At 64.3% G+C, this 210-nt stretch carries 1 protein-coding gene; it reads left to right on the top strand.

What is annotated here, in order from left to right; all coding sequences use genetic code 11:
• Positions 1 to 210: hypothetical protein (locus tag BFQ03_RS30140; RefSeq protein ID WP_175403866.1), on the top strand; the 210-nt coding region annotated here is incomplete at both ends.

The raw sequence follows: 210 nt of genomic DNA, 5'->3' as shown, positions 1-210 counted from the left end.
TGATCAAGGAAGGTGACACCCAGTCTCCAGCCACCAACGTTGACGTGCCGCTGCTGGCACCGCAGTTGGGCACTGTCGATCCAGCCACTGGCAATGTGGCGGTCACCGGCAAGCCGGGCGCGACCGTGCAGGTGCAGGACCCGAACGGCAACCCGATTGGCAACCCAGTCACTCTGGACGATAAAGGCCAGGGCACCGTGACGTTGCCGG

Origin of the sequence: Pseudomonas sp. 25 R 14 (assembly GCF_900004755.1) — a bacterium.
GTDB classification, from domain to species: Bacteria; Pseudomonadota; Gammaproteobacteria; order Pseudomonadales; family Pseudomonadaceae; genus Aquipseudomonas; species Aquipseudomonas brenneri.
The sequence above is the reverse complement of the archived record's forward strand: the minus strand, read 5'-3'. Positions and strand labels throughout refer to the sequence as shown.